We start from the raw sequence: 20,291 nt of genomic DNA, 5'->3' as shown, positions 1-20,291 counted from the left end.
AGGATAAATAAATGATTCAACCATTTACACGTTTGACTGTAGCTGACAATTCCGGCGCGAAGGAACTGATGTGTATCCGTGTGCTCGGTGGTACGGGACGTCGTACAGCTCAAATTGGTGACCTGATCGTTTGTTCCGTAAAACAAGCAACACCAGGCGGCGTTGTCAAAAAGGGTGATGTAGTAAGAGCGGTTGTTGTTCGTACTAAACGTTCTATCCGCCGTAAAGACGGTTCCTACATCGGATTTGACGAAAACGCAGCAGTGGTCGTTAAAGAAGACAAGAGCCCACGTGGTACTCGTATTTTCGGACCAGTTGCTCGCGAACTTCGTGACAAGGACTTCATGAAAATCGTTTCCTTGGCTCCGGAAGTGATCTAAACTCACCTTAAAATGTGCCCGTAGGAGGTGTACGAAATGCCAAAAGTGAAAAAAGTTCTGGAATCCCATAACAACAAGCTGCACGTCAAAAAAGACGACACTGTTCTGGTGATTACAGGTAAAGATAAAGGTAAAAAAGGTCGCGTTATCGCTGCTTACCCTCGTCAAAACCGTGTGCTTGTGGAAGGTGTTAACATGATAAAAAAACACCAAAAGCCTAATCAGCTGAATCCACAAGGCGGCATCATCGAGAAAGAAGCTCCGATTCACGTTTCCAACGTTATGCACATTGATCCGAAGAGCGGAAAAGTAACCCGTGTTGGTTACAAAGTTTTGGACAACGGAAAAAAAGTGCGCATTGCAAAACGTTCTGGCGAAGTGATCGACTAATTATTTTTTGAAGAAAGGAGGTATATGATTCATGGCTACAACAAGAATGAAAGAACGTTTCTTGAAAGAAATCACTCCTGCTTTGATGCAGAAGTTCAACTATACAACAGTGATGCAAGTGCCTAAAATCGAGAAAGTTGTAATCAACATGGGTGTTGGCGACGCAGTCCAAAACTCCAAAGTACTTGATTCAGCTCTCAACGACATGCAGCTGATCGCTGGTCAAAAACCAGTAATCACTCGCGCAAAAAAATCTATTGCAGGTTTTAAATTGCGTGAAAACATGCCGATCGGTGTAAAGGTAACACTTCGTGGCGAGCGTATGTATTATTTCTTGGACAAATTGTTCAACATTACTCTTCCTCGCGTACGTGACTTCCATGGTGTATCGACAAAAGCTTTTGACGGACGTGGTAACTACACGCTTGGTCTGAAAGAACAGTTGATCTTCCCGGAAATCGAGTATGATCAAGTTGATAAAGTTCGTGGTATGGACATCGTTATCGTAACGACTGCCAAAACTGACGAAGAGTCCCGTGAGCTTCTGACTCAGCTGGGCATGCCTTTCGCAAAATAATGTTGGCATAACGTTTCGGGCGTCTGATTTTAAAGACACCCTGTTCTCCGAAACTATTTAGGAGGTGTCAGGCTAAGTGGCAAAAACTTCAATGAAAGTCAAACAACAACGCGCACCAAAGTTTAAAGTTCGTGCTTATACTCGTTGCGAGCGTTGTGGTCGTCCACATTCGGTACTGCAAAAGTTTAAGATCTGCAGAATTTGCTTCCGTGAATTAGCTTATAAAGGCCAGATTCCTGGCGTGAAAAAAGCAAGCTGGTAAAAAGTCCTGTTTGGGAAGGAGGTTTATACACAATGACTATGTCTGATCCAATTGCAGATATGCTTACTCGTATTCGTAACGCGAACACAGTTCGTCACGAAACAGTAGAAATGCCTGCATCTACAATGAAAAAACAAATCGCCGACATCCTGAAACGTGAAGGATTCATTCGTGATGCGGAATTTGTTGAAGATAGCAAACAAGGGATCATCCGTATTTTCTTGAAATACGGTGCAAACAACGAGCGTGTTATTACAGGTTTGAAAAGAATCAGTAAACCAGGTCTTCGCGTTTACACGAAGAGCAATGAGATTCCACGCGTACTAGGTGGACTCGGGATCGCAATCATTTCAACATCCAAAGGTATCATGACTGACAAAGAAGCGCGTCAGTCCAAAGCCGGCGGAGAAGTTGTTTGCTACGTTTGGTAAGATAACGTTTAAAAGATAGGAGGTGCAACAGATATGTCCCGTATTGGTCGTAAACCAATCACAGTACCAAGTGGTGTTGACGTGACTTTGAACAACACAGCAATCACAGTTAAAGGTCCTAAAGGAACATTGACTCGTGAGCTTCATAAAGACATGTCCGTTACTGTGGAAAACAATGAAATTAATGTAGTTCGTCCTTCGGACAACAAACTTCACCGCTCTTTGCATGGAACAACCCGCAGCGTTGTCAACAACATGGTAAGTGGTGTAACTGAAGGGTTTTCAAAATCTCTGGAGCTGGTTGGGGTCGGATATCGTGCAAGCAAATCCGGAGATAAAATCGTTCTGAACGTTGGATACTCTCACCCGGTTGAAATCACACCGGAAGCGGGCATCGAATTCGAAGTTCCTTCGAACACTAAAATCATCGTTCGCGGAATTGATAAAGAGCGTGTAGGTGCCTACGCTGCTAAAATTCGTTCCGTTCGTGAACCTGAACCGTACAAAGGTAAAGGGATTAAATACGAAGGCGAACGCATCATTCGTAAAGAAGGTAAAGCCGGTAAGAAGAAATAAGTTTCTTACCGACTTTGTGCGGTCTTTCTGCTGGAAAGACTTCGTACTTCTTTTTTACCCAGTGCGTCTTAGTATAAAGTTTTAAAAGGCAAACTGAAGGGAGTGAAAACTTGAGATGATTACAAAACAAGATAAAAATAAAGCACGTGTCAGAAGACATCTGCGTGTACGTAAGAAAATCGAAGGTACGGCTGTACGTCCTCGTTTGAACGTGTTCCGTTCTTCCAAGCATATCTACGCACAACTGATTGATGATGTAGCTGGTGTAACATTGGTATCTGCATCCACTATGGATAAAGAACTGAGCAGCGAAATCAAAAACGGCGGTAGTGTAGAAGCAGCTCGTAAAGTTGGCGAACTCGTTGCTAAACGTGCGAAAGAAAAAGGTCATGCTAACATCGTATTTGACCGTGGTGGATACTTGTATCATGGACGGATTCAAGCTTTGGCTGATGCAGCTCGCGAAGCAGGCCTTGAATTCTAAGACATTTCTCAAAAGGAGGTTAACGACTTGCGTGTAGATCCGAATACTTTGGAACTGACTGAAAGAGTAGTAAATATTAATCGTGTAGCTAAAGTTGTCAAAGGCGGACGCCGTTTCAGCTTCAGTGCTCTGGTAGTAGTGGGCGACGGCAACGGCTGGGTAGGCGCTGGAATCGGTAAAGCTGGCGAAGTACCTGATGCAATTCGCAAAGGTATTGAAGATGCTAAGAAAAACCTGGTTCACGTTCCACTCGTAGGAACAACAATTCCTCACCTTGTTACAGGTAAGTTCGGTGCTGGCCGGGTTCTGTTGAAACCGGCATCGGAAGGTACTGGAGTTATCGCTGGTGGTCCGGTTCGTGCTGTACTGGAACTTGCTGGTGTAGGTGATATCTTGACAAAATCTTTGGGTTCTTCGAATTCCATGAATATGGTCAATGCGACTTTGGAAGGTTTGTCCCGCTTGAAACGCGCTGAAGAAGTTGCAAAATTGCGCGGCAAATCCATCGAAGAGCTGCTGGGCTAAGGAGGGAATATCATGGCGAAATTAGAAATTACCCTCGTTCGTTCGTTGATCGGCCGTCCTGGTAATCAGAGAACGACTGTTAAAACGCTCGGCTTGCGTAAAATCAACCATAAAGTAGTTCAACCCGACAATGCAGCTATTCGCGGGATGATTAATCAAGTTAGCCATTTGGTTTCTGTTAAAGAAATTGAGGCTTAAGAAATAAAGTATTTTAACAATAATCAAGGAGGTGCAACGAACGATGAAGTTACATGAGCTTTCCCCAGCTCCAGGCTCCCGCAAAGAACGTAAACGTTTGGGTCGTGGTCCTAGTAGCGGTACGGGTAAAACTTCTGGTCGTGGTCATAAAGGTCAAAACGCTCGTTCCGGCGGTGGTGTACGTCCGGGCTTCGAGGGTGGTCAAAACCCACTGTATCGTCGCTTGCCTAAACGCGGTTTCGTAAATCCTACTCGTAAAGAGTATGCGGTTTTGAATATCGAAGATTTGAACAGTTTTGCAGCGGGTACAGAAGTAAGCCCTGAGTTTTTGCTGAACAATGGCATTGTGAAAAACGCCAAATCCGGAATTAAAATTCTGGGTAACGGTGAAATCACTGTGAAGTTGACAGTTAAAGCGAACAAGTTCTCTCAATCTGCGGTAGAGAAAATTGAAGCTGCCGGCGGTAAAACCGAGGTGATCTAATGTTCAAGACCCTGAAAAATATATGGCGGGTTGAGGATCTTAGAACCCGAATCCTGTTTACCCTGTTTATACTCTTTGTATATCGTATTGGCTCCTTCGTGCCGGTTCCCGGCGTGAACAAGCAAGTCTTTACTTCTCAGGATCAGGCAGGAAGCGAGTTGTTTGGACTCCTTAACACCTTCTCAGGGGGCGCATTGTATCAGTTTTCGATCTTCGCCCTCGGGATTATGCCATATATTACAGCGTCCATCATTGTACAGTTGCTGTCAATGGACGTGATTCCGAAACTTGCGGAATGGGCTAAACAAGGAGAGCATGGTAAAAAGAAGTTGGCTCAAATTACGCGTTATGGTACGGTAATACTTGGCCTGATTCAAGCATTCGGAACGTCGATTGGCTTTAATCGACTGTACGGTGCAGCGATGATTCCAGGAGCCACTTTTGCAGATTATCTGGTTATTGCCATTGTGCTTACAGCAGGAACTACGTTCCTTATGTGGCTCGGTGAGCAAATTACTGAAAAGGGAATCGGCAACGGTATCTCTATTGTTATCTTCGCAGGGATTGCGGCGGGTATTCCAAGACATATTCGGACGGTTGTAGAATCTCAGTTTATTCAGGCAGATCAGCTGTTTATGAATATTCTGAAGGCAATTATAATTGCCCTGGTGATTGTTCTGATTATTGTTGGTGTTATCTACATCCAGCAAGGTATTCGGAAAATCCCGGTACAATACGCGAAACGTGTAGTTGGCAACAAAATGTACGGTGGCCAGAATACGCATATTCCGATGAAAATTAATGCGGCAGGCGTTATTCCGGTAATCTTTGCGGTATCATTGCTGCAATTCCCGACAATTATTGCGAGTTTCTGGGCAGATCATGCTTGGGCTAAGTGGATTACCACTTACTTGTACTATGACAAGCCGCTGGGCATGGTTTTGTATGTCGTAATGATTATCGGTTTCACATTCTTCTATACCTTTGTACAGATGAATCCGCAGCAAATGGCCGACAATATGAAGAAAAACGGCGGTTATATTCCGGGAATTCGCCCGGGTAAGGCCACGGAGAAATACTTGACACGAGTAATGTCACGTTTGACAATGACAGGAGCTTTGTTTCTGGCAGTCATATCCGTTTTGCCGGTATTCTTCGGTTCGCTTTCGGGCTTGCCTCGTTCCGTGCAAATTGGCGGTACTTCATTGCTCATCATCATTGGTGTAGCATTGGATACAATGAAGCAAATCGAAAGCCAACTGATCAAACGCCATTACAAAGGCTTCATCAACAAATAGGCAATAGGTACCGGCTTAGGATGTTCGCATGCTTACCGGCACCTTTTGTGCTGTTTCTTGTGTAGGGGTCGTCTTGAGGAGTGACAGATTGTGAATATTTTGATCATGGGCCCTCCGGGGGCTGGTAAAGGTACACAAGCAGATGTCATTGTGAAGGAATTCGGCATTCCTCATATCTCGACAGGTGATGCTTTTCGCCTAGCGATGAAACAGGGAACACCTATTGGCATTAAAGCTAAAGAATATATCGACAAGGGTGAACTTGTTCCGGATGACGTAACAATCGGTATCGTTGAAGAACGGCTACAACAGCCAGATTGCAAGAAAGGGTTCTTGCTGGACGGTTTTCCAAGAACTTTGGCTCAAGCTGAAGCCTTGGATCAAATTTTGGGTCGGTTGAATACGAAGCTAGATGACGTCATCAACTTGAAAGTGGATAGTGACAACTTGTTGGCACGAATCACAGGACGGCGGGTTTGTAAAAGCTGCGGAACTAGCTATCATATTGTCTTTAATCCTCCTAAGGTTGAAGGCATTTGCGATAAAGACGGTGGGGAACTCTATCAGCGTCCTGACGATAATGAAGATAGCGTAAGAACACGACTTGAAGAATATAGTAATAAAACAGCACCACTCCTCACGTTTTATGAGAACCAGAATCTTCTGCGTCATATTGACGGAGAACAGGATATTGATGTGGTTTCCCAAAATATCGTGTCCTTGTTGCGGGGTTAGCTGTAATGATCATTTGCAAGTCGGGGACGGAATCAAGCTTAATGAGGAAAGCTAAGAGAATAGATACGGAGACGGATCATCTCTTGGCAGGACACATCGAGCCCGGTATTACGACCGGTGAACTTGATCATTTAGCTGATCGGTATATTCGCAGTCAGGGAGCTGTGCCGTCTTTTAAAGGTTATAACGGTTTTCCTGCTAGCATTTGCGCTTCAGTCAACGAACAACTGGTGCACGGATTTCCCGGCAAACGCAAGTTAAACAAAGGCGATATCATCGCGAAAACTCGCCAGTTTACAATGTCGCATGCCATTCGGCAATATATTGAGAATCCAAACCGTGGTATTCCTGAGCAGGGGCCGAGGCTGAAAACCGGCATTGGGCTGGCTATTGAATCTATGATTCAGATAGGTTCTCACCATGTAGGGACGCTGGAAGACAACTGGACGGTCGTTACGATGAACGTAACCTCATGTGCTCATAACGAGCAAGCGGTGACGTGCGAAACGGGCGGCATGGACATTTTCACGAAACTGAGTGCGTAGGTGATTGGAATGATTCAGCAAGGAAACCTGCAAATCGGTCAGCTGGTGAAGATTCTGAAGGGCAGAGGTGCCGGACAGATTGCGGTTGTCGTTTCAGTAGCAGATAGCAGGTTTGTATATATTGCGGATGGGGATAAACGAAAGTTTGATCAAGCGAAGAAGAAAAATGTTCTTCATTTGGTGCCTCAGCCAAAGATTAGTAGCGAGATTGTAAACAGTTTAAACGAAAGCGGTCGGGTGACGAACGGAAAGCTGCGCCATGCAGTGAAAACTTTCCTGGACTCGTCCGAATACCAAGCTGAAGAGAAAGGAGACTGACTTTGGCCAAAGAAGATGTCATTGAGGTTGAAGGTACGGTAATCGAGCCACTACCGAACGCTACGTTCAAGGTAGAGCTGGAGAACGGTCATCAAATTCTTGCTCATGTTTCCGGAAAGCTGCGGATGCACTTTATCCGTATTTTGACAGGCGACAAGGTGGTTGTACAGTTATCGCCTTACGATTTAACCAAAGGCCGTATAACGTACCGCAAGTAATTCATGCAGGTTTTTATTAAACGTATGTCATTTAAAAAAACTTGTTTTGCTCGGCAAAACGATGTGAATGTTCACGAAGCGAGTTTTACCAGGGTAAAGCTTGGAGGAGGTAATCAACATGAAGGTAAGACCTTCTGTAAAACCTATTTGCGAAAAATGCAAAGTCATTCGCCGCAAAGGGAATGTAATGGTTATTTGCGAAAATCCGAAACACAAACAAAAACAAGGTTAATAGAAGGGGGTGTAGCGTAAAATGGCTCGTATAGCTGGTGTGGATTTGCCACGTGACAAACGCGTTGAGATCGCCTTGACTTACATTTTCGGAATCGGTAAAACGACTTCTCAGAAAATCTTGAAGGAAACAGGCATCAGTGCAAACACGCGTGTTCGTGATTTGACTGAAGATGAAGTGAGCAAATTACGTGAAACGATCGACAAAGAAGTTAAAGTAGAAGGCGATCTGCGTCGTGAAATTTCCTTGAATATTAAACGTCTGACTGAGATTGGCTGCTACCGTGGTGTTCGTCACCGTCGTGGATTGCCTGTTCGCGGACAACGTACTAAAACTAATGCTCGTACCCGTAAAGGTCCTCGTCGGACTGTAGCGAACAAAAAGAAATAAGAAGGGAGGATAACATTCAATGGCTAAACCGAAAAAAGTTGTACGTACAAAACGCCGTGACCGTAAAAATATCGAGACTGGCGTGGCACACATCCGTTCCACGTTCAACAACACGATCGTTACGATCACAGATCCACACGGTAACGCAATCTCTTGGGCCAGCTCAGGCGGCATGGGATTCCGTGGTTCCCGTAAATCTACTCCATTCGCAGCACAAATGGCCGCAGAAACTGCTGCTAAAGCTGCTATGGAACACGGCATGAAAACTGTCGAAGTCATGGTTAAAGGACCTGGTGCAGGTCGCGAAGCAGCAATTCGCTCTTTGCAAGCTGCTGGTTTGGAAGTTAACCTGATTAAAGACGTAACTCCGGTACCTCATAACGGATGCCGTCCTCCAAAACGTCGTCGCGTCTAATGAGATTTCTCCTCTGCGTGTAGTATAGATCCGGCACAAACTGCCAAGAATGGATGTTTAGGTATACTGCATGATAGACTATGGATAAGGTGAATGTTTCATATAGGAGCGACGTTTTGAAGGAGGGATATTGCAGTGATAGAAATCGAAAAGCCGAAAATTGAGACGGTTGACGTCAATGATGATGGCACCTATGGAAAATTCGTAGTAGAACCGCTGGAACGCGGATACGGTACGACGTTGGGTAACTCGCTTCGCCGTATTCTGTTATCCTCGTTACCGGGGGCAGCAGTCACATCGGTTCAGATCGATGGGGTTCTGCACGAGTTTGCAACGGTTCCCGGTGTGAAGGAAGACGTAACGGAGATCATTCTGAACTTGAAAGCTTTATCGCTTAAAATCCACTCGGATGAAGAGAAAGTACTCGAAATCGATGCGGAAGGCGAAGGAGTTGTAACGGCAGGAGATATCCGTGCGGATAGTGATGTGGAAATTCTTAATCCTGATCTTCACATTGCTACGCTCGGACCGGGTTCGAGACTTCACATGCGTATTTTTGCCAATCGCGGTCGCGGTTACGTTAAGCAGGATCGGAACAAACGTGATGACCAGCCGATCGGCGTCATTCCCGTCGACTCCATCTACACTCCGATTGCACGCGTGAACTACGGCGTAGAAAATACGCGTGTCGGCCAGGTTACGAATTACGACAAGCTGACACTTGAGGTTTGGACTGACGGAAGTATTCGTCCCGAGGAAGCAGTGAGCCTTGGAGCCAAAATTTTGACCGAGCATGTGATGTTGTTCGTGGGTCTCACGGACGAGGCAAAAGATGCTGAAATTATGGTTGAAAAAGAAGAAGACAAGAAAGAAAAAGTTCTTGAAATGACGATCGAAGAGCTGGATCTCTCCGTCCGTTCCTATAACTGCCTTAAGCGCGCTGGTATCAATACGGTACAAGAACTCACGACTAAATCTGAAGAAGATATGATGAAGGTCCGTAACTTGGGTCGCAAATCTTTGGAAGAAGTACAAGAGAAGCTTGAGGAACTTGGTTTAGGACTTCGTACGGAAGAATAGTACAGCAACGTTTTTGTGAAGGAGGGGAAATTACATGGCATACCAAAAATTGGGCCGTAACTCCAGTGCCCGTAAAGCTTTGTTTCGTGATTTGGTAACCGATCTGTTCTTGTATGAGCGTATCCAAACTACTGAGGCTAAAGCGAAAGAAGTTCGTTCTATTGCTGAAAAACTGATCACCAAAGCGAAAAAAGGAGATCTGCACGCACGTCGTCAAGTGGCTGCGTTCGTTCGCCGTGAAACTTTGGATGGTGAGCAGGATGCAATCCAAAAGCTGTTTAGCGAATTGGCTACACGTTACACTGAGCGTCCAGGTGGATACACTCGTATCTTGAAATTGGGACCTCGTCGTGGCGACGCCGCTCCAATGGTATATCTGGAATTGGTTGACCGCGCGTAGACAGGCGAAGATGAGGGAAGGGTGGACAGAATCGGCTTGATTCTGAACAACCCTTTTTTTCTCTTGGAGGAGTCCTTGAGGGGCTTCTCCTTTGTTATGTTCGGTTATTCCTTGTAAGGCCAGAGACTACCCCTATAAAGGTGTGAGAAACATGCGGAACTTGTGCATGAAGGTGAACTATGACGGAACCCACTATGATGGCTTTCAGACGCAGCCTGACGGTAACACCATTCAGGACTGCCTTGAACATGCTATTTACTCATTGACGGGCGAGCGTCTTAAAATTACAGGCTCAGGCCGTACAGATGCAGGTGTACATGCATACGGGCAGGTATTCAATTTTCACACTGAATCGCCGATTCCGTTACAGCGCTGGTGTCTGGCACTTAATGCCTGGTTGCCTCGTGATATCATCGTTACGGATGCGAGAGAGGTGCCACTGTCCTTTCATGCACGCCGCATGGCGAAGCGGAAGACATATCGGTACAGCATTAATGCGAACCGGTTTCCGGACATCTTTCACCGTCGTACACAGGCCCATCATCCAACGAGACTGGATGTAAGAGCGATGGAGGAAGGGTTGGCTCATTTAGTGGGCACCTTTGACTATACTTCGTTCGCATCTCGACGTTCCCAAAAGACGAATCATGTTCGCACTATTTACGAAGCCTATATGACAGTAGACCATTCCTTTTCACGTCCGGGCTCGGATGATCAGGGAATTATCCATACTTATATTACAGGTAGCGGATTTTTACAGCACATGGTTCGGATTATTATGGGTACTTTGCTGGAAGTGGGAGAAGGCAAAAAATCGTCGGATGATATTCCTTCCATTTTGGAGGCGAAAAATCGTTCAAAGGCTGGACCTACGGCCGTTGGACACGCTTTAACGCTCTGGAATGTAGAGTACGACGAAAACATCAAAAAACATTGATTTTACCCTTGCGGAATTGATGGTTATCCTGTAATATAAAAGTTGTGTTTTCTTAATGGCTTTCCCACAGCCCCAATTAAGATAATCACTTTAAATTAACATCTAATCCATCAATAATGCAGCAACTTAACGAACGAAGATAAATGATGATTTCTGTTAACGAACTTAAGGAGGATACTTTTCATGCGTACTACGTATATGGCGAAGCCAAATGAAGTTGAGCGCAACTGGCACATCATTGATGCCGAAGGCAAAACGCTCGGCCGTCTGGCAAGCGAAGCGGCTGCGTTGATTCGCGGCAAACACAAGCCACAATTTACACCACATGTGGACACAGGTGATTTTGTTGTTGTAATCAATGCGGAAAAAATCGTATTGACCGGTAAAAAAATGGAGAACAAGAAATACTACCGTCACTCCCTGCATCCGGGTGGTCTGAAAGTAACGGTTGCACAAGAAATGGTTAAGAACAAGCCTGAGCGTATGTTGGAATTGGCTGTTCACGGTATGCTTCCTAAAACTCGTCAAGGCGAGAAAATGAAGCTGAGACTTAAAGCTTACAGAGGCACTGAGCATCCACATGCAGCACAAAAACCTGAAGTTTACGAACTTCGCGGATAATTAAAAGGGAGGACAGTTTCATGGCACAAGTACAATACTATGGGACAGGTCGTCGTAAACATTCGGTAGCTCGTGTTCGTCTCGTACCGGGTGAAGGACGCATTGTCATCAATAAGCGTGATATTAATGAATATTTCGGTTTGGAAACACTCAAACTGATCGTAAAACAACCACTGAACCTGACAGAAACAGTTGGCAGCTATGACGTACTCGTTATCGCTCATGGTGGTGGTATCTCTGGTCAAGCCGGCGCAATTCGCCACGGTATTTCCCGTGCTCTGTTGAAAGCAGATCCGGAATTCCGTCCAGCTTTGAAAAAAGCAGGCTTCTTGACTCGTGACCCACGTATGAAAGAACGTAAAAAATACGGCCTCAAAGCCGCTCGTCGTGCACCACAGTTCTCGAAACGTTAATATTTCGAATACAGAAGAACCTTTTCCTTATGGAAAGGGTTCTTTTTTATTTAGTCATTTCCTGATCATTATCCACATGTGGATAAGTAGACCTACTCTAAAAGTTACAAGCTTCAGCATGTTTCAGCGAATACATAAATAACTGCATGCAAATGCACGGAATACGAAAAGTTATCCACGATGGAATTGAAGATGATATTGTTATACACAAATACAGTTTGCTATTTCAACGCAGTTTATTCTGTAATGTTTATAACCTGTGACTAAAAATATAATGTTCGGCTATTCAATATAGCCTCATCTTAATATTCTCTGCTAAGTGCTGTTTCACGAGGATACTTTGCTTTCACTTGTTTATGTAAAGTCCTCCTTGATATGTTCTGGCTGGCACTGTCTATGCCTCTTGTACAGCTGTTTTGGGCGTAGCTAGGGATACGGCAAGGAATACCCCTTTTTATTTGTGTGAACGGAGCAGAAGGACGGTCCTTAGCCTAGCAGTGTCCGCTTCCTAGGCTACTGCAATTGCAACGGCGATGTACATGTTACTGGTAATAGAAATAGTCTACACAGCAATCGCTCCAAACTATAACCGGGAGCCCGTGTATTGTCCGACTGTCTACCCTCATAAAATCGCCCTTCATTGATGACAGGCTTTAAATAGGCTTCCAGTAGCGATAAGAGTCTTGCTTGTGTTCAGTGATCAATTCCTTGGGAATTGCCGCTACGAGCGCTTTAGGATTGAATAGAGGTATACTAAGAGTTCAGCGCGCAGTCATTCCTTTTATAATTTTCAGAATGAAGGCATCGCTGTCGCCAGAGCTCCAGAATAGTATAGTGAAACCTAAAGTCATTTTCAATTCCCTCGGTTAGCATCCTTCGATAATCTTAGATTCAGAAACGATGCTTGCTTTCTTCTATAAATGGTTCTTGCTTGATCAAAGCAACCCAAAGCTGTTCAGCATTACCGATGGCTGCCGCGCACTGGGCCTATGGGCCATTTTCAAATGTTTGGTATAAGAATATTTTATATAAAGTCAATGAACTTGATTAGATACGCAAGAAAGCATTAAAGAATGCTGACAGAGCAACATTCCTGCAAATTTAGGTGGATAAATGCTTGCATCAGGACATTTTGCCGTGGATTGACAATGATTGTGAAAGTTTTATACTGTATTTAATCTTATTAGTTTAGTCGGTATTGGAGTGACACTTATTTATGAATCTTCATATGGAGGCGCATTGATAATGAATTTATTGGAGAAAGAAGCGTTGATTAGAGTCAAGGCAATTGAACTGGAAGAGGCTACGCCAGAGGAAATTATCCAGTATGCTGTTCTTACATTTCCCAATCTTACCTTTGCTTGTAGCTTCGGAGCAGAAGATGTAGTACTAGTAGATATGCTTCAAAAAATTAGCCCTTCCACCGACATTTTTTACTTGGACACCGACTTTCATTTTCAAGAAACTTATGATACGCGAGATCAGATGAAAGCCAGATATAACTTGGATTTTGTTAGGGTCTCTCCCTTAATTACTCCTGAAGAGCAAGCGGCTGAGCATGGAGAGGAACTGTGGAAAACAGATCCAAACACATGTTGTGGTATACGCAAAGTTGAGCCGCTGACACGTATTTTGTCACAATACGATGCATGGATTACCGGTATTCGCCGGGATCAGGCCCCTACCCGTGCGAATTCAAAAAAGGTAGAGTACGACGAAAAGTTTGGACTCGTTAAATTTAACCCCTTGGCAAGCTGGACATCCGAGGATGTATGGAACTATATCCGTACTCATGAAGTGCTGTATAATCCATTGCATGATCGCAATTATCCCAGTATTGGTTGTGAGCAATGTACCCGTGAGGTCCTACCAGGTGAAGATCCTCGTGCAGGTCGCTGGTCAGGCAATGAGAAAACGGAGTGTGGGCTCCATCAATAAAATGGTATTCAGGTAGCTATGAGTCATATTTATGAAGAGAAGGGAAGTGCATTATGACTGCAATTCTTCCGCATGGCGGAACACTTGTTGATAAAATCATTACAGGACCGAAGCAAAAAGCACTTTTGCAGGCCGCAGAGGAATTGTTCCCAATCCGTGTAAACTCATGGACCATTTCTGATCTGGATTTGATTGGAGTGGGGGCATTCTCTCCTTTGACGGGGTTTATGAATGAATCTGATTATCGGTCAGTGGTAACAGATATGCGTCTTGCCGATGGTACAGTCTGGAGTATTCCCATTACTCTTGCAGTTGCAGAAAGTGTAGCCAGTGAATTGAAATTAGGTCAGCAGGTGGCTTTGGTGGGTGAAACAGATGGTACTATTTATGCTGTACTTGATATTGAAAGTATTTATCAGGTAGATCAGGCTGAGGAAGCCAGACAAGTATTCAAGACGGATGACCCGGCTCATCCTGGCGTAAAAAAACTGTTAGATCGACCTGCTACGTATGTTGGTGGATCTGTGCAAGTGCTGAATCGGCCGGAGCCCACACAATTTAGTGAGTTTTACTATACACCATCACAGACACGCGACTATTTTGCAGAAAAAGGCTGGAAAACAGTAGTCGGATTTCAAACACGAAATCCGGTACACCGGGCACATGAGTACATTCAAAAAAGCGCAATGGAGATTGTGGATGCTTTGTTTCTAAACCCACTCGTTGGTGAAACCAAGTCAGATGACGTTCCGGCAGATGTGCGTATGAAGAGCTATCTGGTGCTGTTGGACAATTATTATCCGGCTGATCGGACTTTTCTGGGGGTATTTCCTGCTGCCATGCGATACGCGGGTCCTAGAGAGGCCATTTTCCATGCTATTGTGCGAAAGAACTATGGCTGCACCCATTTTATTGTTGGAAGGGATCATGCTGGTGTAGGAGACTATTATGGTACCTACGAAGCACAGGAAATTTTCAGGCACTTTACACCTGAAGAGCTGGGAATTACTCCATTATTCTTTGAACACAGCTTTTATTGCACCCGATGTGGAAATATGGCCTCAAATAAAACATGCCCACATCCCAAGGAGCATCATTTAACGCTCTCGGGCACCAAGGTACGGGAATTGTTGCGCTCTGGGGTTTGCCCGCCACCTGAATTTACACGACCGGAAGTTGCTCAAGTGCTGATTGAAGGTATGAAAGAATTTGTTCATGCCTGAGTTGTACTATCTACACGCCTCGTCCCATATAGATTATTAGTATCTGTATAGGACGGAGGCGTTTTGTTATGCAAAAAAATAATCGTAAAAACGAGGTTACACTGTGGATTCGCTATCGGACGTTGCAAAAAATGCTGTTGGGCTGTTGTCTCGCCGTTCTATTTATTACACTGGCATTATATGAGATACCTGCTTCGAGAGCTTGGACCCATTGGAGTTTACCCCTTACTGGTAAAGTAATTGCCCTAGATGCTGGACACGGAGGGCCTGATGGAGGGGCGGTTAGCAAAGAAGGGATTATAGAAAAGGATATTAATCTGGCAATCGCTTTTTATTTGCGGGATTATTTACAGCAAGCAGGTGCTGTTGTTGTCATGACACGTGAGGATGACCGCGACCTGGCGCAGCAAGAAACGAAAGGTTATTCCAGAAGAAAAACGGAGGATTTGAAGCAGCGTGTGCGTATAATTGAGGAGCAGAAAGCAGACCTCTTTCTAAGTATCCATATGAACAGTATTCCGTCGAGCCGTTGGAGTGGAGCCCAAACCTTTTACGTACCTAACCATGCAGATAACGGGAATTTGGCGTCTTTAATTCAGGAAGAGATCAAACGCAACTTGGAAAATACGGACAGAGTGGCTAAGACCGTGAACACAGTTTATTTATTGAAAGCTCTCAAAATGCCATCAGCCCTTGTAGAAGTAGGATTTTTGTCCCATCCTGAGGAAGCTAGACGACTTAGCGACGTGAACTATCAAAGGCAGGTGGCGGCGTCCATATATAAGGGGATTTTGCGTTACAGTGCCGGGGAAAAGGGGATCTCACCAGCACCTGAAGCCAGATAGTGGTATACTGTAAGTGTTTACCACTCCGTAATTCATTAAAGCAGAGGTGCTGATAATTCATGCAATCAAGAGAGCAAGTTATAGAGCTACTTCAACAAGTGCGGGAGCCTCATACAGGACGCCGCCTAGTCGATCTCCATTTTATTCGGGATGTGGTGGTTAAAGAGGATCGGGTATCCTTGACCGCCATTACCCTGAATAGCCAGGAAGAGACGCTGACAGAGTTGGAACGAGAAATACGGCAGACATTAGAAGAAGCGGGATTAAGTCACGTTCATATTCGTATTCGTGAGGCATCTGAGCATGAAAAGTCTGCCCTTCAAAATGGAGAGGAGGCCGAGGAAGCGGCTGACCCGGTTTTGACCAAAGGACATGCTGTTGGCATGGAAGAACATGAGCTGCTTAGCCCAGCATCTGGCGTACGATTTATTGCCATTGCAAGCGGAAAAGGTGGTGTCGGAAAATCGACAGTAGCTGTAAATTTGGCGGCTGCTTTAGCTAGACAGGGGAAGCGTGTGGGTTTGATTGATGCGGATATCTATGGATTCAGTGTGCCGGATATGATTGGAGTAGAAGATGTGCCTACTGTCGAAGATGGTATCATTCAGCCAGTGGAGCGATTTGGTATCAAAATCATGTCTATGGGCTTCTTTGTTAGAGAAAACAACCCGGTGATCTGGAGAGGTCCCATGCTGGGGAGAATGCTCAGACAGTTTTTTAGTGATGTCGAATGGGGAAAACTGGACTATATGATTCTCGATTTACCACCAGGCACTGGCGATGTAGCGCTTGACGTACATCAAATGATTCCGCAGAGTGAAGAAATCATTGTCACTACTCCACATGCGACGGCGGCTTTTGTAGCTGCACGTGCAGGCGCAATGGCGCTTCAAACGGATCATAAGGTCATCGGCGTTGTGGAGAACATGTCTTATTATGTGTCCTCCACTGGAGAAAAGGACTATGTTTTTGGGCGAGGAGGGGGGGCTATGCTGGCAGACACTCTTCATACAAAACTTCTTGCTCAAATTCCGCTGGGTATTCCAGATAACCATCCGTCAGAGACCGACTTTTCTCCATCTGTATATAAATCTGAGTCTGCCACGGGGACCATTTACAATGATATTGCTGCTCAGATTACGATCTTGCACACGGAATCTGAATAAAGAAAAAAGGCTGGTTTATTAAACCAGCCTTTTTATTATTGGCTTCCTCCTTGTTCTCCTTCGCCCCCACCTTCGCTACCTCCACCACCTTGCTTATCGCCGCCTGCACCGCTTTGCTCACCACTTTTTTTCTCAACCTTGGGTTGAAGCTCCTCTTGTACGACGGTTTTAAGTAAATTCATAACCTCAAGTCGGAAAATCGGATTTTGCATGGCATCATGCATGACTGTCATAGATTGTTTGCGATATTCAGGGGTTTTAGTTAAGTCCATATACATTTTGGTTAATTCTGGTGACTTGAGCATTGCTTCAATTGATTTTTGATAAGAAGGGTCTTTTATAAGTTGCATATGAAGCTGTTTGCTTTGGCTGTTGATGGCTTTGGCAAATTCTCCGGCAAAACGCGGATCAGTCATAATCTTTTCGATTTCTTTTTTATATTCAGGTGATACCAAAGTATCTTTGACTGCGATCTTCATCTGTTCAGCCGATTGCATGGGCATAAGCATTTTCATTCCCATGCTACCACCAGATCCACCACCAGACCCACCCTCTTCACTGCTTTGACCGGATTGTCCTTCTTTGGATGAACTGTTTTCCCCGGTTAAAGCCTCCTCTACCGCTTTTTTTCCGTCATCGCTTTTCAGGATATCGACAACCATCGTTTTCATCTCTTTATAACTGTTCTGGGGGGGCGCAGAACCCTGATCCGAGCCGCATCCACTCAGTGCAACGCCCAGTACGCATACCGTGCTAACAAATCGCAAACGAGTCCAATTCATGGCCGTATTCCTCCTTCATCATGAATGTGGATAGTATGCGGATGAATGGGGAGAAATATGTCGATTTGCTTTTGGTTTTTAGATGAGAACGATGTAAAATAACTCCTTAAAGACCCAGTGCCTGATCGCGTACCTCTTTGCCTTTTACTGTACCCTGTTGAAGCAGTTCAGATACAGTCACAAATTCATAGCCTTGTGCTCGCAACTTGTCGATAATGACCGGCAGGGCTTCATGCGTTTGTTTACAGGAATCACTGGCATGCAGAAGGACGATATCGCCAGGATGCGCTTTATTTACAACACGGTCGATTATGACCTGAGTACCAGGGTTTTTCCAGTCCAGGGAATCTGTATCCCACTGAATGGTTTTGTAGCCTAAAGTGCCGGCAACCTGAAGGACTCTTTTATCAAAGTCGCCATTAGGCATACGGATCAACTTCGGGGACTGTCCCGTCAGTTCGGTTAATGTGGTATGAGCAATTGAAATCTGCTTACGAATATCTTCATCGCTTAAGCTGCTGTAATTTTCGTGTTTATGGCCATGACTGCCGATCTCAAATCCGCTTTCTTTAATCTGATTCACAAGTTCCGGATGTGTTTTACTCCAAGGGGCAGAAAGAAAAAAGGTAGACTTGGTCACTTTTTTATCTTCAAGGACTTTTAAGATGGGGGCAGTACGCTTATCGCCCCAACTAATATCAAAGGTGAGAGCGATCAACTTTTTGTCCGTGGGCACACTATAAATAGCGGTTGGTGCTTCCTCGGAAAAAACTGTAACATTATCGGTTTCTACATAAATGACTCCGACAGTAAAGATGGCTGCAGCCATTACGATTAAGAATCGTTTGATTTTTTTACCGTTTAATACATAAAAAAAAGAATTCATGGTTAATAACGCCCCTTTCATCCTAGAAGTGCTTGTTTACTTAAAGCTATGCCAGGGGTTGTCAATTATTCCATTGGGCTAATAGGAGGAATTATCAAAATGGGACTAAACGCATTTTTTCACGATTTACACATGACAAGACGGTTAATTTTAATCTCTGCATTTCTTTTCTGCACAAGTATTATGGTGGGCTGGTTAAGTACAGGCACTATTCAATCCATGCTGGCGCAACAAATGGAGGGGCTGGGAGAAGTAGCGCAGCACTTGCAGAATTCTGAGCATCCACAATGGAGTTTTTTTGTATTCATCTTTTTCAATAATGCAATTAAATGTGTGCTGGTTATATTTATGGGGGCTGTATTTGGAATCGTACCGTTTATATTTTTAATTGTGAACGGTATGGTTTTAGGGTTTGTAGTACACTTGCAGACAGATATGGGAAGAAGTGTGTATGAAGTTGTTGTCAAAGGGTTACTGCCTCACGGTGTGATTGAACTGCCTGTTTTGATTATCGCCTGTGCCTTCGGATTGAAGTTTGGAATCAACATAATGTCTACTATAGGTAAAAGCATAGGGCTAAAGCGCAAAGGAACTGGCCCATCGTGGAATGTATTTATGAAACAAACGTTGAGAGTGTCCCTATGGTCCGTCATCTTACTGCTTATAGCAGCTGCTATTGAGAGTGGCATAACTTATCGTTTATTGTCACAATAAAATATTATGGCCAATTATTTATATATTTCCTGAAAATTGAACATAACAAAGGGGAGAGCCTAAAGAGAAGCTGAAGATTAATCGGGGTAAGTTTGAAACCTTAGCAGTTGAGTTTAAAAACAGGTAAAGATTGGAACAATAGTTGAGCGAATATAAGTACTATATAATCTGCTGATAAGGGAGTATGGTCATATGTTGGGAATGCTGTTTAACGAAAAAGAATGCAAGGAACTTGACTACGTTCTTCGTAAGGAGCTAGATGAAATGCTGCTTGATATGAGCGATACTCGATTGGATCAAGATATTCGCTACGCAATCGCACTTCGATATAAAACAGTCTTTCGCATGTATGCCCGTTTTGCACCCGCCAAGGAGCTATCAAAATATGCTCGCAGAGGGCGAGTCCCACAAACCAAACAATAGATAGGTTAGAAAACATATCAGAGATATCAGGAAGTAAACTATTTTAAAAAGCTTATACTTTCTGATATCAAAAAAAGTATTGACTCTATTCAATATTCATGGTAAATTAATTTTCGTTCCTTTTTGAAGGATTTGCTCGAAAAAAGAAATTAAAAAAACTCTTGCAAATTCTAAAAAGAGATGATATATTATAAAGGTCGCCACTGAGACGCGGTGACGAAACGAAGTGAGATATTATGTAAGTTTGATCTTTGAAAACTGAACAACGAGTGAGTATGGATTTTGTTTACAAAATCCAACGCTGAAATTTTGGTACATGCCATTAGGTTGTATGAAATGGAAGCGAAAATGAGATATTTTATCTCGTCAGTTTCAACATGAGCTTATCGCTCTTTCTATAAACCA

General features: G+C 44.2%; 31 protein-coding genes. 29 read left to right on the top strand and 2 right to left on the bottom strand.

The genetic code is table 11. The annotated features are described in order from the left end of the window. Positions 1–11: 11 nt before the first annotated feature. The 27 genes from rplN (at position 12) to NLX73_RS24105 (ending at position 17,081) form a co-directional block, all read left to right on the top strand. Positions 12–380: a 50S ribosomal protein L14 gene (rplN, locus tag NLX73_RS24235; protein WP_007432573.1), complete on the top strand. Its 369-nt coding sequence runs from the start codon at positions 12–14 to the stop codon at positions 378–380. A 36-nt stretch (positions 381–416) separates the two neighbouring features. Next, positions 417–770 (top strand): 50S ribosomal protein L24, encoded by a 354-nt coding sequence (rplX, locus tag NLX73_RS24230; protein ID WP_013312155.1) that lies wholly within the window; start codon positions 417–419, stop codon positions 768–770. A 31-nt stretch (positions 771–801) separates the two neighbouring features. Continuing rightward, entirely contained in the window at positions 802–1,347 is a 546-nt protein-coding gene (rplE, locus tag NLX73_RS24225) for a 50S ribosomal protein L5 (protein ID WP_007432571.1), read from the top strand. A gap of 76 nt (positions 1,348–1,423) precedes the next feature. Further along, positions 1,424–1,609 (top strand): type Z 30S ribosomal protein S14, encoded by a 186-nt coding sequence (locus NLX73_RS24220; protein ID WP_010348808.1) that lies wholly within the window; start codon positions 1,424–1,426, stop codon positions 1,607–1,609. A 32-nt stretch (positions 1,610–1,641) separates the two neighbouring features. After that, positions 1,642–2,040 (top strand): 30S ribosomal protein S8, encoded by a 399-nt coding sequence (rpsH, locus tag NLX73_RS24215; RefSeq protein ID WP_007432570.1) that lies wholly within the window; start codon positions 1,642–1,644, stop codon positions 2,038–2,040. 33 nt (positions 2,041–2,073) lie between these two features. Beyond that, positions 2,074–2,616, top strand: a complete 543-nt coding sequence (gene rplF / locus NLX73_RS24210; protein WP_013312152.1) for a 50S ribosomal protein L6 — start codon at positions 2,074–2,076, stop codon at positions 2,614–2,616. Between the two features lie 115 nt (positions 2,617–2,731). After that, positions 2,732–3,100: a 50S ribosomal protein L18 gene (rplR, locus tag NLX73_RS24205; RefSeq protein WP_007432568.1), complete on the top strand. Its 369-nt coding sequence runs from the start codon at positions 2,732–2,734 to the stop codon at positions 3,098–3,100. Positions 3,101–3,127: 27 nt separating this feature from the next. Further along, a complete protein-coding gene (rpsE, locus tag NLX73_RS24200; RefSeq protein WP_013312151.1) occupies positions 3,128–3,625 on the top strand; it encodes a 30S ribosomal protein S5 in 498 nt (165 codons plus the stop codon). Between the two features lie 12 nt (positions 3,626–3,637). Then, positions 3,638–3,823 (top strand): 50S ribosomal protein L30, encoded by a 186-nt coding sequence (gene rpmD, locus NLX73_RS24195; protein WP_013312150.1) that lies wholly within the window; start codon positions 3,638–3,640, stop codon positions 3,821–3,823. 43 nt (positions 3,824–3,866) lie between these two features. Then, positions 3,867–4,307, top strand: a complete 441-nt coding sequence (rplO, locus tag NLX73_RS24190; protein WP_013312149.1) for a 50S ribosomal protein L15 — start codon at positions 3,867–3,869, stop codon at positions 4,305–4,307. Beyond that, the gene (gene secY / locus NLX73_RS24185) at positions 4,307–5,605 is read left to right on the top strand and encodes a preprotein translocase subunit SecY (protein WP_061831397.1); all 1,299 of its coding nucleotides are present in this window, start codon (positions 4,307–4,309) and stop codon (positions 5,603–5,605) included. Before rplO ends, secY begins: the two co-directional genes overlap by 1 nt. A gap of 90 nt (positions 5,606–5,695) precedes the next feature. Then, positions 5,696–6,340, top strand: a complete 645-nt coding sequence (locus NLX73_RS24180) for an adenylate kinase (protein WP_061831398.1) — start codon at positions 5,696–5,698, stop codon at positions 6,338–6,340. A gap of 5 nt (positions 6,341–6,345) precedes the next feature. Beyond that, the gene (locus tag NLX73_RS24175) at positions 6,346–6,885 is read left to right on the top strand and encodes a M24 family metallopeptidase (protein ID WP_061831399.1); all 540 of its coding nucleotides are present in this window, start codon (positions 6,346–6,348) and stop codon (positions 6,883–6,885) included. A gap of 9 nt (positions 6,886–6,894) precedes the next feature. Continuing rightward, positions 6,895–7,203, top strand: coding sequence for a KOW domain-containing RNA-binding protein (locus NLX73_RS24170; RefSeq protein ID WP_013312145.1), 309 nt, complete (start codon positions 6,895–6,897; stop codon positions 7,201–7,203). 2 nt (positions 7,204–7,205) lie between these two features. After that, on the top strand, positions 7,206–7,421 hold the full coding sequence (gene infA / locus NLX73_RS24165; protein WP_006212898.1) for a translation initiation factor IF-1: 216 nt from the start codon (positions 7,206–7,208) through the stop codon (positions 7,419–7,421). Between the two features lie 118 nt (positions 7,422–7,539). Next, positions 7,540–7,653, top strand: a complete 114-nt coding sequence (gene rpmJ / locus NLX73_RS24160; protein ID WP_003333770.1) for a 50S ribosomal protein L36 — start codon at positions 7,540–7,542, stop codon at positions 7,651–7,653. Between the two features lie 21 nt (positions 7,654–7,674). Then, a complete protein-coding gene (gene rpsM, locus NLX73_RS24155; RefSeq protein ID WP_007432560.1) occupies positions 7,675–8,043 on the top strand; it encodes a 30S ribosomal protein S13 in 369 nt (122 codons plus the stop codon). A gap of 19 nt (positions 8,044–8,062) precedes the next feature. Continuing rightward, positions 8,063–8,458, top strand: coding sequence for a 30S ribosomal protein S11 (gene rpsK / locus NLX73_RS24150; protein WP_013312144.1), 396 nt, complete (start codon positions 8,063–8,065; stop codon positions 8,456–8,458). A 135-nt stretch (positions 8,459–8,593) separates the two neighbouring features. Further along, positions 8,594–9,538 carry a DNA-directed RNA polymerase subunit alpha gene (locus NLX73_RS24145; RefSeq protein ID WP_007432558.1) on the top strand — a complete coding sequence of 315 codons (945 nt, stop codon included), beginning with the start codon at positions 8,594–8,596 and terminating at the stop codon, positions 9,536–9,538. A gap of 34 nt (positions 9,539–9,572) precedes the next feature. Then, entirely contained in the window at positions 9,573–9,938 is a 366-nt protein-coding gene (rplQ, locus tag NLX73_RS24140; RefSeq protein WP_013312143.1) for a 50S ribosomal protein L17, read from the top strand. Positions 9,939–10,089: 151 nt separating this feature from the next. Further along, positions 10,090–10,875 carry a tRNA pseudouridine(38-40) synthase TruA gene (truA, locus tag NLX73_RS24135; RefSeq protein ID WP_061831400.1) on the top strand — a complete coding sequence of 262 codons (786 nt, stop codon included), beginning with the start codon at positions 10,090–10,092 and terminating at the stop codon, positions 10,873–10,875. A 183-nt stretch (positions 10,876–11,058) separates the two neighbouring features. Continuing rightward, on the top strand, positions 11,059–11,496 hold the full coding sequence (gene rplM / locus NLX73_RS24130) for a 50S ribosomal protein L13 (RefSeq protein WP_013312141.1): 438 nt from the start codon (positions 11,059–11,061) through the stop codon (positions 11,494–11,496). Positions 11,497–11,516: 20 nt separating this feature from the next. Continuing rightward, entirely contained in the window at positions 11,517–11,909 is a 393-nt protein-coding gene (rpsI, locus tag NLX73_RS24125; RefSeq protein ID WP_013312140.1) for a 30S ribosomal protein S9, read from the top strand. A 1,245-nt stretch (positions 11,910–13,154) separates the two neighbouring features. Further along, on the top strand, positions 13,155–13,847 hold the full coding sequence (locus NLX73_RS24120) for a phosphoadenylyl-sulfate reductase (protein WP_013312138.1): 693 nt from the start codon (positions 13,155–13,157) through the stop codon (positions 13,845–13,847). Positions 13,848–13,900: 53 nt separating this feature from the next. After that, entirely contained in the window at positions 13,901–15,070 is a 1,170-nt protein-coding gene (gene sat, locus NLX73_RS24115) for a sulfate adenylyltransferase (RefSeq protein WP_254327567.1), read from the top strand. 68 nt (positions 15,071–15,138) lie between these two features. Continuing rightward, a complete protein-coding gene (gene cwlD, locus NLX73_RS24110; RefSeq protein WP_061831403.1) occupies positions 15,139–15,915 on the top strand; it encodes an N-acetylmuramoyl-L-alanine amidase CwlD in 777 nt (258 codons plus the stop codon). Between the two features lie 59 nt (positions 15,916–15,974). Further along, positions 15,975–17,081, top strand: coding sequence for an Mrp/NBP35 family ATP-binding protein (locus NLX73_RS24105; protein WP_254327566.1), 1,107 nt, complete (start codon positions 15,975–15,977; stop codon positions 17,079–17,081). A 35-nt stretch (positions 17,082–17,116) separates the two neighbouring features. On the opposite strand, the gene gerD is transcribed toward NLX73_RS24105, so the two are convergent. Further along, positions 17,117–17,863, bottom strand: coding sequence for a spore germination lipoprotein GerD (gene gerD / locus NLX73_RS24100; protein WP_254327565.1), 747 nt, complete (start codon positions 17,861–17,863; stop codon positions 17,117–17,119). A 106-nt stretch (positions 17,864–17,969) separates the two neighbouring features. Then, positions 17,970–18,749 (bottom strand): polysaccharide deacetylase family sporulation protein PdaB, encoded by a 780-nt coding sequence (pdaB, locus tag NLX73_RS24095; RefSeq protein ID WP_061831406.1) that lies wholly within the window; start codon positions 18,747–18,749, stop codon positions 17,970–17,972. A gap of 99 nt (positions 18,750–18,848) precedes the next feature. Here pdaB and NLX73_RS24090 point away from each other — a divergent pair, with 99 nt between their 5' ends. Together NLX73_RS24090 and NLX73_RS24085 are read left to right on the top strand one after the other, a co-directional pair. Beyond that, a complete protein-coding gene (locus NLX73_RS24090; protein ID WP_254327564.1) occupies positions 18,849–19,463 on the top strand; it encodes a stage II sporulation protein M in 615 nt (204 codons plus the stop codon). Between the two features lie 192 nt (positions 19,464–19,655). Beyond that, positions 19,656–19,886 (top strand): hypothetical protein, encoded by a 231-nt coding sequence (locus NLX73_RS24085; protein ID WP_013312131.1) that lies wholly within the window; start codon positions 19,656–19,658, stop codon positions 19,884–19,886. Positions 19,887–20,291: the final 405 nt, after the last annotated feature.

The sequence above is a fragment of the Paenibacillus sp. CH40 genome (assembly GCF_024213605.1).
Lineage (GTDB): Bacteria > Bacillota > Bacilli > Paenibacillales > Paenibacillaceae > Paenibacillus > Paenibacillus polymyxa_B.
The sequence above is the reverse complement of the archived record's forward strand: the minus strand, read 5'-3'. Positions and strand labels throughout refer to the sequence as shown.

Bases quoted from the DNA above. Each gene is read 5' to 3' on its own strand.
- rplN (WP_007432573.1), top strand. From the start codon at position 12: ATGATTCAACCATTTACACGTTTGACTGTAGCTGACAATTCCGGCGCG.
- rplX (WP_013312155.1), top strand. From the start codon at position 417: ATGCCAAAAGTGAAAAAAGTTCTGGAATCCCATAACAACAAGCTGCAC.
- rplE (WP_007432571.1), top strand. From the start codon at position 802: ATGGCTACAACAAGAATGAAAGAACGTTTCTTGAAAGAAATCACTCCT.
- rpsH (WP_007432570.1), top strand. From the start codon at position 1,642: ATGACTATGTCTGATCCAATTGCAGATATGCTTACTCGTATTCGTAAC.
- rplF (WP_013312152.1), top strand. From the start codon at position 2,074: ATGTCCCGTATTGGTCGTAAACCAATCACAGTACCAAGTGGTGTTGAC.
- rplR (WP_007432568.1), top strand. From the start codon at position 2,732: ATGATTACAAAACAAGATAAAAATAAAGCACGTGTCAGAAGACATCTG.
- rpmD (WP_013312150.1), top strand. From the start codon at position 3,638: ATGGCGAAATTAGAAATTACCCTCGTTCGTTCGTTGATCGGCCGTCCT.
- rplO (WP_013312149.1), top strand. From the start codon at position 3,867: ATGAAGTTACATGAGCTTTCCCCAGCTCCAGGCTCCCGCAAAGAACGT.
- secY (WP_061831397.1), top strand. From the start codon at position 4,307: ATGTTCAAGACCCTGAAAAATATATGGCGGGTTGAGGATCTTAGAACC.
- NLX73_RS24175 (WP_061831399.1), top strand. From the start codon at position 6,346: ATGATCATTTGCAAGTCGGGGACGGAATCAAGCTTAATGAGGAAAGCT.
- NLX73_RS24170 (WP_013312145.1), top strand. From the start codon at position 6,895: ATGATTCAGCAAGGAAACCTGCAAATCGGTCAGCTGGTGAAGATTCTG.
- rpmJ (WP_003333770.1), top strand. From the start codon at position 7,540: ATGAAGGTAAGACCTTCTGTAAAACCTATTTGCGAAAAATGCAAAGTC.
- rpsM (WP_007432560.1), top strand. From the start codon at position 7,675: ATGGCTCGTATAGCTGGTGTGGATTTGCCACGTGACAAACGCGTTGAG.
- rpsK (WP_013312144.1), top strand. From the start codon at position 8,063: ATGGCTAAACCGAAAAAAGTTGTACGTACAAAACGCCGTGACCGTAAA.
- rplQ (WP_013312143.1), top strand. From the start codon at position 9,573: ATGGCATACCAAAAATTGGGCCGTAACTCCAGTGCCCGTAAAGCTTTG.
- truA (WP_061831400.1), top strand. From the start codon at position 10,090: ATGCGGAACTTGTGCATGAAGGTGAACTATGACGGAACCCACTATGAT.
- rplM (WP_013312141.1), top strand. From the start codon at position 11,059: ATGCGTACTACGTATATGGCGAAGCCAAATGAAGTTGAGCGCAACTGG.
- rpsI (WP_013312140.1), top strand. From the start codon at position 11,517: ATGGCACAAGTACAATACTATGGGACAGGTCGTCGTAAACATTCGGTA.
- NLX73_RS24120 (WP_013312138.1), top strand. From the start codon at position 13,155: ATGAATTTATTGGAGAAAGAAGCGTTGATTAGAGTCAAGGCAATTGAA.
- sat (WP_254327567.1), top strand. From the start codon at position 13,901: ATGACTGCAATTCTTCCGCATGGCGGAACACTTGTTGATAAAATCATT.
- cwlD (WP_061831403.1), top strand. From the start codon at position 15,139: ATGCAAAAAAATAATCGTAAAAACGAGGTTACACTGTGGATTCGCTAT.
- NLX73_RS24105 (WP_254327566.1), top strand. From the start codon at position 15,975: ATGCAATCAAGAGAGCAAGTTATAGAGCTACTTCAACAAGTGCGGGAG.
- gerD (WP_254327565.1), bottom strand. From the start codon at position 17,863: ATGAATTGGACTCGTTTGCGATTTGTTAGCACGGTATGCGTACTGGGC.
- pdaB (WP_061831406.1), bottom strand. From the start codon at position 18,749: ATGAATTCTTTTTTTTATGTATTAAACGGTAAAAAAATCAAACGATTC.
- NLX73_RS24090 (WP_254327564.1), top strand. From the start codon at position 18,849: ATGGGACTAAACGCATTTTTTCACGATTTACACATGACAAGACGGTTA.
- NLX73_RS24085 (WP_013312131.1), top strand. From the start codon at position 19,656: ATGTTGGGAATGCTGTTTAACGAAAAAGAATGCAAGGAACTTGACTAC.